A 7,437-nucleotide genomic window follows, 5' to 3' on the forward strand; every position below is an offset into this window, starting at 1 on the left:
TATGACGCAACTACTCCGGAAGCAATCGAAGCAGGCGGAGAGTTGAAGGTTATCTCTCGTCCTCGTCCAGAAGGTGAGTCCGTACTCAGAAAGAACGAAATCAATGACCGTATTGTATCGTTCAACTACTCTCAAATTTTCACGCGTTATGCTTCCGTTTCTCGTACGCAACAACAAGTTAATACTTACGGAGTTGCTGACGAGCTTGACTACCAGGTTAACTTGCGTTTGCAAGAGATGGTTCGCGAAATTAACAACTCTCTTATTTTCGGTCGTAAATATCAAGGATCTGATGCGGTACCACGTTCTTCAGGTGGCCTATTCGCATTCGCACAAGAACAAGGATCTGCTTCAAAAGATTTCGGCGGTAAGGAAATCACTGCAAAAGGCCTGAACGATGCAATCGAAGAAACTTTCAAACGCGGCGGACGTGTGAACACAATTCTTTGTGCGCCAAACGTTTCCCGTCAGATTACTAAACTTGCGGGCGATACTATCCGTACGACTCGCGGAGAGGGGCAAGTCGGTTATCAGATCATGTCCTTCATGAGTGATCTTCCTGGCGGCGCAGTTTCTCAAGTAGTTGTCGACCAAAACATGCCTAAAGATCGTGCAGTATTGCTTGATCTTGACAATATCAAAGCACGCTACCTGACTCCTATTTACGACCAAGATGCTACAGAACCGGGCGCTGACTACTTCGCACGCGTAATCCGTGGTGAACTTGGTTTCGAAATCAAAAACGCGAAAGAATCAGTCGCAATCCTTTCCGGAATCTCTAAAACTGTTTCCTAATTAACGGGGCCTTTCGAGGCCCTTTTTATTTTGAAAGGGGTGAGGCCGTAAATGGCTTTAAGTAATGAAGACGTACAACGATTGAACCTTATTTCACCGGCTGCAAACGATTTGAAACTCGGTGATATCATCCAAAGTTTACTCGCGGCATCCGGAGGTCCTGTCGAAATTCCAGACGGATCTATCACAACCGAAAAACTAGCGGACGGTGCGGTCCTTAACGCTAAGATCGGCGATGGTTCCGTACAAAACCGGAATATTGGAACCGGAAGCGTTCAAGAAAACAATCTCGGCGCTAAGTCGGTTACTATGGCGAAACTAGGCGATGACGTAACCGCAGCATTAGACGCAAAACTAACCGCATCCAAAGCGGCTACACAAGCGAATAGCACAGCTACAGACGTTGCCGGCATTGTTGCTGACTTTAACGCATTACTTGCGAAACTTAAAACGGCGAAGTTGATGGCGTAATGGCGGAATATAAGACGTTACCAAACTACGAATTTAGCAGAGACGGTCTATACATTGTCTTTAACGGATACGGCGTTTATAAAACGAACGTTGAGAAAGAAATCGCAGCGCTCGATCAATGCGCGCCGTTCATTCAACGCGTGGATAAACCGGCGGCCAAGCCGAAAACAGCGGCTAAACCGAAAAAATAACGGAGGTGATTCATGTGGCGGTTGAAGATCGACTAAGAACGCGTTTATCACGAGTGCCGGGCGTCACAGCGGAAGATATCGCCGCATGGACTGCCGAAGCTGTTAAGGAAAGCGGCCTGAATCCGGAAGAACACGAAAATGCCGTGCTGTTTTGCGCACTCGGAATCGCCTATGAAACGATTGCGTCGGAAGCAGCTCGTTTTTTTAGTTTCGGAGATGGTGAGGAAACGATCGACAAGACGAATATCTTTGCGAATTACTCGCAGCTTGCGAAAGACGCGAAGAAAGATTTCCGTAAACAACTCCGATTACTTACGAGCCAAAGCTTCGCACCAAGGGCGGACGGACGATGAGTAAGCAGGCAGAACTAGAACGGCAGCTTAAAAAGGTGTCGATTGAATATCGGAAGTTTAACGCAGAGCAACAGGAGTTTGCGATTAAGGAGATCGGACGGATTCGATTGGAGATTATCGACATGCTCTCGGAGTACAGCGGCAGCGACGGAATTATTAAGAAGCAGCGCTTGAACAAACTACTTCGCGAGCTTGAGTCGATAGAAAAACTCGTACGAGATACCGGCATGGATGCGCTAAGCAAAGTCATCTCGGATACGGCAGCATTTACGAATGACGGGATCAAAAAATCGCTATCGGACGTTGTTGGTGCCGCAGCGATCTCCGGCGTTGCTTTCGATAAGATCAACAAAAACGTACTGCGGTACATGATTAACCGTCTAGGAGCCGATAATCTCGTTTTGTCCGATCGCGTTTGGAACTTTGCCGGTGATCAGCGCGCCGAGCTTACGAAGGTTATTCGGTCCGGAATTATCCGGGGAGATTCGGTTAATACGATCAGCGCCAACGTGCGGAAAGTCTACGACAATGATGCGTGGAAGATACGACGTTTAGTTGTAACGGAAGGGAATACGGCGCATCGCGTCGCTACGGCCTATTCTGCGCAACAAAGCCAAGTCGTTAAGGCGGTTCGGGTTCATCGCGGGAAGGCAAACCGTCCAGACCACCGATGTACACAGCTTGAACTCGAAGACCGATACGGAATGGGACCCGGCCTATACAAACCGACCGATTCCGAAATCTACATGATGCACATTAATTGCACCGGATATCTGACGTATGAAATCGATCCGAAATACCTTTAGAAAGGCGGTGGCTGCGTGATTGATTCGTATGATATTGCGTTTATGAAGCAAGCGCGTGGAGACATGATCGGAGGGCGGACGCATGAGATTACGGTGGTCTTCGAGAACGGATTCACTACTGATCCGGTTACTGACGAGAAGAAACCGGTATATGACGAGCTAAAGGTTCCGTCCGTAGTTACCGAAATCAGTTCGCAGGTCAAGATCGATCGACAACTTCTGGATAGTATCGATTTTGAGGGCGGAGACATCTGGTTTTCTATCGCTATCGAACTGATTGCGGATATTTACGAAAATATCAAACGCGTTATCTATGACGGAAAAGATTACGAGGTTCTTTCGAAAGACAAGAAAGGAATCGGCGAACGGAATCATGCGGAGTTCGTTGGGAGGCGGATAACGTGAGGAACGGGAGAGTTCGTATTGATATAGAGGGCGTTAACCGAGTTGTTCGCGCCTTGGAGTACGAAGGTCTTGTACGCGATATCGGCAACACGACCGAGGCATACACACGAAAGATGGCGAATGAATCTGCGGGCTATGCTCCGGTTAAGACCGGTAAACTGCGTAATTCTATCGCCGCAAGTCCGGAAGAAATCGACCAAACGACGTGGGAGTATGGTTCAGACGTAGATTATGCGAAGATTCAAGAATATACGAATAAGACGCATAAAGCGTTCATCCGAAAATCCGTTTGGAACAACGAGCTGCCGTATACGGAGAAAATAAACAGACTTGTCCGTCAGTTAGGGCGGTGATTATTACGAAACAGATCGATTTACAATATTCGATTAAGCAACATCTCGCGGAAAAGACCGGCTATAAGGTCGTCTGGATTTATGACGGCGTTACATTGCCGGATACTAAACCGTTTATTACAATCGAACAAATGCAAAATAACACGTCGATGCTTGCGAAGCTTCGCGAGACATTCCGGACGATCTACCACTTTCAAGTCGGAGTTTACGCTAATTCAGCGGCGGAGAGAGCGGACGTTCAGGAGACAGTCCGAAAGATTTTTCTGTTCGATAGATTCAAGTTAATAGATACGGAGGCCCCGAGTAAAGAACTCGGGCTTTTTTGCGTGGATATGACGGCCGAGACGCCTATATCGGCCGAGGATTTATCGGACAAAACGAGCTACCATCGGGTCTTCTTTGATATCGAAGTGGACTCGACGTACCAGGCTTATTAAACAAAGGGGGAGTTAATTTGGCAGTAGAATATCGCGGCGAAGAAATTATATTCGCGGTCGTCATTGATGACGGTACCGGCGAAAAACTTGTGAGGCCGTTTAACCAAACGAGCGGATCAACGAGCACTGAAGCAGATTCAATCGATCTTGATACAAAGGATAAGACTGGGAGTGACTACGGAAAAGTCACTCAATCCGTATCTTTCGAAGGCGTCATCACTGAAGGTGATCCATTTGTTAAGGCGATGAAAAAGAAAATCAGAAATAAAGAGTTCGTTAAAATTTACGAGATTGATACGCGTACCAAAGAAGCTGAAGTCGGGTTGTATATGATTTCTAATTTCGAGCGCGAGTTTAGTAACGGAGACTTCGCGACTTACTCACTTGAGGGATCGCTAAACGGTGAACTTACCGAACAAACACTAACTGAAATTCCGGCGGGTGCGCCTAGCTCGGACAGCGACAATCCAGCGCCCACCACTCCCTAATGCGCCCCAAAATCTATCGTACACGGCTACGGCAGATAGTGTAACGGTGAAATGGGACCCGGTAGATGGGGCGACATCATACAAAGTTTATAGAGGCGAGGCCAAAAACTTAGATGCTGAAGTAGCTGGACCGCCTCATACATTGACAGGTATCACGGCAGATACACAGCTCACGGTTAACGTAACCGCAGTTAATGCGGCCGGAGAATCGCCGATGAGCGAGATCGTTACTCGTACCACAGCATCCTAATTAAACAAATTCGGGGCGCCTTTCGGGCGTCCTTTTTCAATAGGAGGAATCGGAATATGGCACGTTTTGAAATTGAAGGAAACGAATACGAACTCAAGCTAACATATGCAAGTGTTGAATACTTAAACGGACTATACAAAGGCGGCTCATTCGAATTGATCGGGAAGGCTCTTATGGGTGATCTCGAAGCATTTCCGAATATCGTTCATGCCGGACTGTTCCATACCGGAAAGAACTTCTCGATTAAAAAGGTTCGCGCTGCGATCGAAGCAGCAATCTCCGAGGAAAAGATCGATATGGACGAAATTATGAAAATTTCAAACGAGGTTGTTACTAAGAGTTTTTTCTACAAGAAGACGGTCGAAAAAATTCTGAAGAAAGATCCGAAGACGGCCGAATTGATCGCGGATTTACTGAAATAGATGAAGTCTTTCACACTGGTTGGCGCCTTCTCGGAAAATTACCGGACGAGATACGGAAGCTTACTCCGCGTGAATTCTACGTTTTGTTAGATGCGGAAGTAGAGCGGAAGTATGACCGTTTCGAAGAGCACGCGCTAACCGCAATGATGATCGGAAAAGTCAACAACGCGCGGAAACGCATTAAACTTAGCGACCTATTCAAACGCCCGGAAAAATCGGACGTATCAACGCAAAAAGCCGAGGACCTTTATGAGAAACAGCAGAAGGCCAGCGAATGGTTGTCGCAGTTTGAAATCGAATAAGAAAGGAGGGGCTAAATGGCGGACCATACTATTAACGTCCGAATAGGCGCTACGATTACGGATCTAACGCGTGAACTTAACCAAGCGCAAAGCAGGCTAGAAGACTTCGGTTCTCGGCTGTCGAGTATGGGGCAGAACATCGCGGTGGGCTTCGGTGCGATAGCGGCCGGAGTAGGCGGCGGTCTAGGAATGGCGGTTAATAAGGCGATGGACTTTGAGCAGCAAATGTCCAACGTTAAGGCCGTTTCTGGCGCAACTGGTGACGAGATGAAGAAGTTGACGGACTTAGCGGTAGAACTCGGGGCTAAGACGAAGTACAGCTCGTTAGAAGCCGGCCAAGGCATCGAGGAACTCATGAAGGCCGGTGTATCTACAACTGATATCTTAAACGGCGGGTTAGCCGGTGCTCTAGACTTAGCAACAGCGGGCGAGCTTGATCTTTCCGAAGCGGCTGAAATTGCATCGACTGCGCTTAATGCGTTCAAAAACGACAATCTGTCTGTTACAGATGCGGCGAATATGCTTGCGGGTGCAGCTAACGCTTCAGCGACCGATGTTCACGAACTTCGATATGGTCTTTCAATGGTTTCGGCTGTTGCTTCTGGGGTCGGATTGTCGTTTAAAGATACGTCGACAGCTCTCGCTATATTTGCGCAGAACGGTCTTAAAGGATCAGATGCGGGTACTTCACTCAAAACAATGCTGTTGAATTTAACTCCGGCATCAGAAGCGGCTTATGGGCAGATGTTAGACCTCGGCCTAATTACTAAAGACGGATCTAGTATTTTCTATGACGCGAAAGGAAACTTGAAGTCCTTTGCAGAAATAGCGCAGATTTTACAGGATAAATTAAAAGGATTAACAAAAGAGCAGCAACAGGCGGCTTTGAAAACAATGTTCGGTACAGATGCGATCCGTGCAGCGAACATTATGATGAAAGAAGGCGCAAAAGGCGCGAATGCCATGTGGAAGTCGATGTCGAAAGTTACGGCTGCGGAAGTAGCTGCGGAGAAAATGAATAACTTAAAAGGTCAAATAGAAGAGCTTAGCGGTTCTTTTGAAACAGCACAGATTTCGATCGGAAATACACTAATTCCAGTGCTTTCGAAACTAGTTAAATTTGTTCAGAAAGTTGTTGATGGATTCAATAGTCTATCTCCCGGAATGCAGAAATTTATCACGTATGTAGGAGCAACTGTAGCTGTTTTAGCTGGCTTTACTATGGCTGGCGGTTTACTGCTCATGTTCATCGGCTCCGCAGCATCCGGAATTGGCGCCCTAAGTACCGGCCTAGGTCTACTCGCAAACAAATTTAACATGACCAAAAAAGCGCTTTTGTTAGCGATGTTCCAGTTCGGTCTAATCTCCGCCGCAGTCATTGCACTCGGAGTTGCGCTCGTCTACGCCTACAAACACAGCGATGTTATTCGCGAAAAAATCACGGCGTTAGGCGAAGCAATCAGCGGGAAAGTGTCGCCGATGGTCGATAAACTTACGAAGTTATTCAAAGGCCTCGCGGAAACGCTGACCGGAGACTTTACGCAAGGATCGATCGCTCTTCACAATCTTCTGCCGCCTTCTGTTGCGAATGTTGTCGTCAAAGGAGTCGCAATTATCCGAGGCGCATTCGAGGATCTGAAGAAGACGATCACCGACGCATTTAACGGAGATTTTTCAGGATTAGCGGAATTTATTCCGAATATCATCGGAATCATAATCGGCGGTATCCCGGGATTGATGGTCGCAGGATCGAAATACTTGCCAGCGATCGCGAAAGGTATCGAGCAGAATATGCCGAAGATTCTCGAAACAGCGACTAAAGCCGTTGATTCTTTCGTTAATATGATCGTAAAAAATCTACCGAAGATTTTAGAGTCGGGCGTCAAGATTATCGAGGGATTGCTTAACGGATTCACTAAGGCATTGCCCGGTATTCTATCGTCAGCAACACAGATTATCAATTCGCTCGTTCAGGCGTTTGTTACGCTAATACCTCCGTTGGTTGGTGCCGGAGTATTAATCATTACGTCTTTGATCCAAGGAATAGTCGAGGCGCTACCACAGATTATCCAAGCGGCAACAACAATGCTGACGACGCTGATTAATACGATCGTAACGCTTATGCCGATGATTATCCAGGCCGGAATACAAATTTTAAATGCGT

The 7,437-nt window shown here is 47.1% G+C and carries 13 protein-coding genes; all 13 read left to right on the top strand.

The features are described from left to right. A partial coding sequence (locus V7126_RS04005; protein WP_335496850.1) for an SU10 major capsid protein occupies positions 1 to 795 on the top strand: 795 nt, incomplete at its 5' end. Positions 796 to 1,104: 309 nt separating this feature from the next. Further along, entirely contained in the window at positions 1,105 to 1,266 is a 162-nt protein-coding gene (locus V7126_RS24040; RefSeq protein ID WP_438823791.1) for a head fiber protein, read from the top strand. Next, complete coding sequence (locus V7126_RS04015; RefSeq protein ID WP_175077575.1) at positions 1,266 to 1,457, top strand: hypothetical protein; 192 nt, start codon at positions 1,266 to 1,268, stop codon at positions 1,455 to 1,457. The genes V7126_RS24040 and V7126_RS04015 overlap by 1 nt, the downstream gene beginning before the upstream one ends. A gap of 14 nt (positions 1,458 to 1,471) precedes the next feature. Next, positions 1,472 to 1,810: a hypothetical protein gene (locus V7126_RS04020; protein ID WP_175077574.1), complete on the top strand. Its 339-nt coding sequence runs from the start codon at positions 1,472 to 1,474 to the stop codon at positions 1,808 to 1,810. Further along, entirely contained in the window at positions 1,807 to 2,616 is an 810-nt protein-coding gene (locus V7126_RS04025) for a hypothetical protein (RefSeq protein WP_335496853.1), read from the top strand. The genes V7126_RS04020 and V7126_RS04025 overlap by 4 nt, the downstream gene beginning before the upstream one ends. Before the next feature lie 15 nt (positions 2,617 to 2,631). Then, entirely contained in the window at positions 2,632 to 3,021 is a 390-nt protein-coding gene (locus tag V7126_RS04030; RefSeq protein WP_335496856.1) for a hypothetical protein, read from the top strand. Beyond that, a complete protein-coding gene (locus V7126_RS04035; protein ID WP_268348842.1) occupies positions 3,018 to 3,374 on the top strand; it encodes a hypothetical protein in 357 nt (118 codons plus the stop codon). Before V7126_RS04030 ends, V7126_RS04035 begins: the two co-directional genes overlap by 4 nt. Beyond that, positions 3,371 to 3,811 (top strand): hypothetical protein, encoded by a 441-nt coding sequence (locus V7126_RS04040; protein WP_335496863.1) that lies wholly within the window; start codon positions 3,371 to 3,373, stop codon positions 3,809 to 3,811. The genes V7126_RS04035 and V7126_RS04040 overlap by 4 nt, the downstream gene beginning before the upstream one ends. 17 nt (positions 3,812 to 3,828) lie before the next feature. Beyond that, positions 3,829 to 4,299 (top strand): phage major tail protein, TP901-1 family, encoded by a 471-nt coding sequence (locus tag V7126_RS04045; protein ID WP_335496866.1) that lies wholly within the window; start codon positions 3,829 to 3,831, stop codon positions 4,297 to 4,299. Continuing rightward, positions 4,253 to 4,549, top strand: a complete 297-nt coding sequence (locus V7126_RS04050) for a fibronectin type III domain-containing protein (protein WP_335496868.1) — start codon at positions 4,253 to 4,255, stop codon at positions 4,547 to 4,549. Before V7126_RS04045 ends, V7126_RS04050 begins: the two co-directional genes overlap by 47 nt. Before the next feature lie 56 nt (positions 4,550 to 4,605). Further along, the gene (locus V7126_RS04055; protein ID WP_335496870.1) at positions 4,606 to 4,971 is read left to right on the top strand and encodes a tail assembly chaperone; all 366 of its coding nucleotides are present in this window, start codon (positions 4,606 to 4,608) and stop codon (positions 4,969 to 4,971) included. 83 nt (positions 4,972 to 5,054) lie between these two features. Next, a complete protein-coding gene (locus V7126_RS04060; RefSeq protein WP_335496872.1) occupies positions 5,055 to 5,273 on the top strand; it encodes a hypothetical protein in 219 nt (72 codons plus the stop codon). Positions 5,274 to 5,288: 15 nt separating this feature from the next. Further along, positions 5,289 to 7,437, top strand: a 2,149-nt coding sequence (locus V7126_RS04065; protein ID WP_335496875.1) for a phage tail tape measure protein, incomplete at its 3' end; no start/stop codon positions are given.

The organism is Bacillus sp. JJ675 (assembly GCF_036963165.1).
GTDB classification, from domain to species: Bacteria; Bacillota; Bacilli; order Bacillales; family Bacillaceae; genus Bacillus; species Bacillus glycinifermentans.

Bases quoted from the DNA above. Each gene is read 5' to 3' on its own strand.
- V7126_RS24040 (WP_438823791.1), top strand. From the start codon at position 1,105: ATGGCGAAACTAGGCGATGACGTAACCGCAGCATTAGACGCAAAACTA.
- V7126_RS04015 (WP_175077575.1), top strand. From the start codon at position 1,266: ATGGCGGAATATAAGACGTTACCAAACTACGAATTTAGCAGAGACGGT.
- V7126_RS04025 (WP_335496853.1), top strand. From the start codon at position 1,807: ATGAGTAAGCAGGCAGAACTAGAACGGCAGCTTAAAAAGGTGTCGATT.
- V7126_RS04055 (WP_335496870.1), top strand. From the start codon at position 4,606: ATGGCACGTTTTGAAATTGAAGGAAACGAATACGAACTCAAGCTAACA.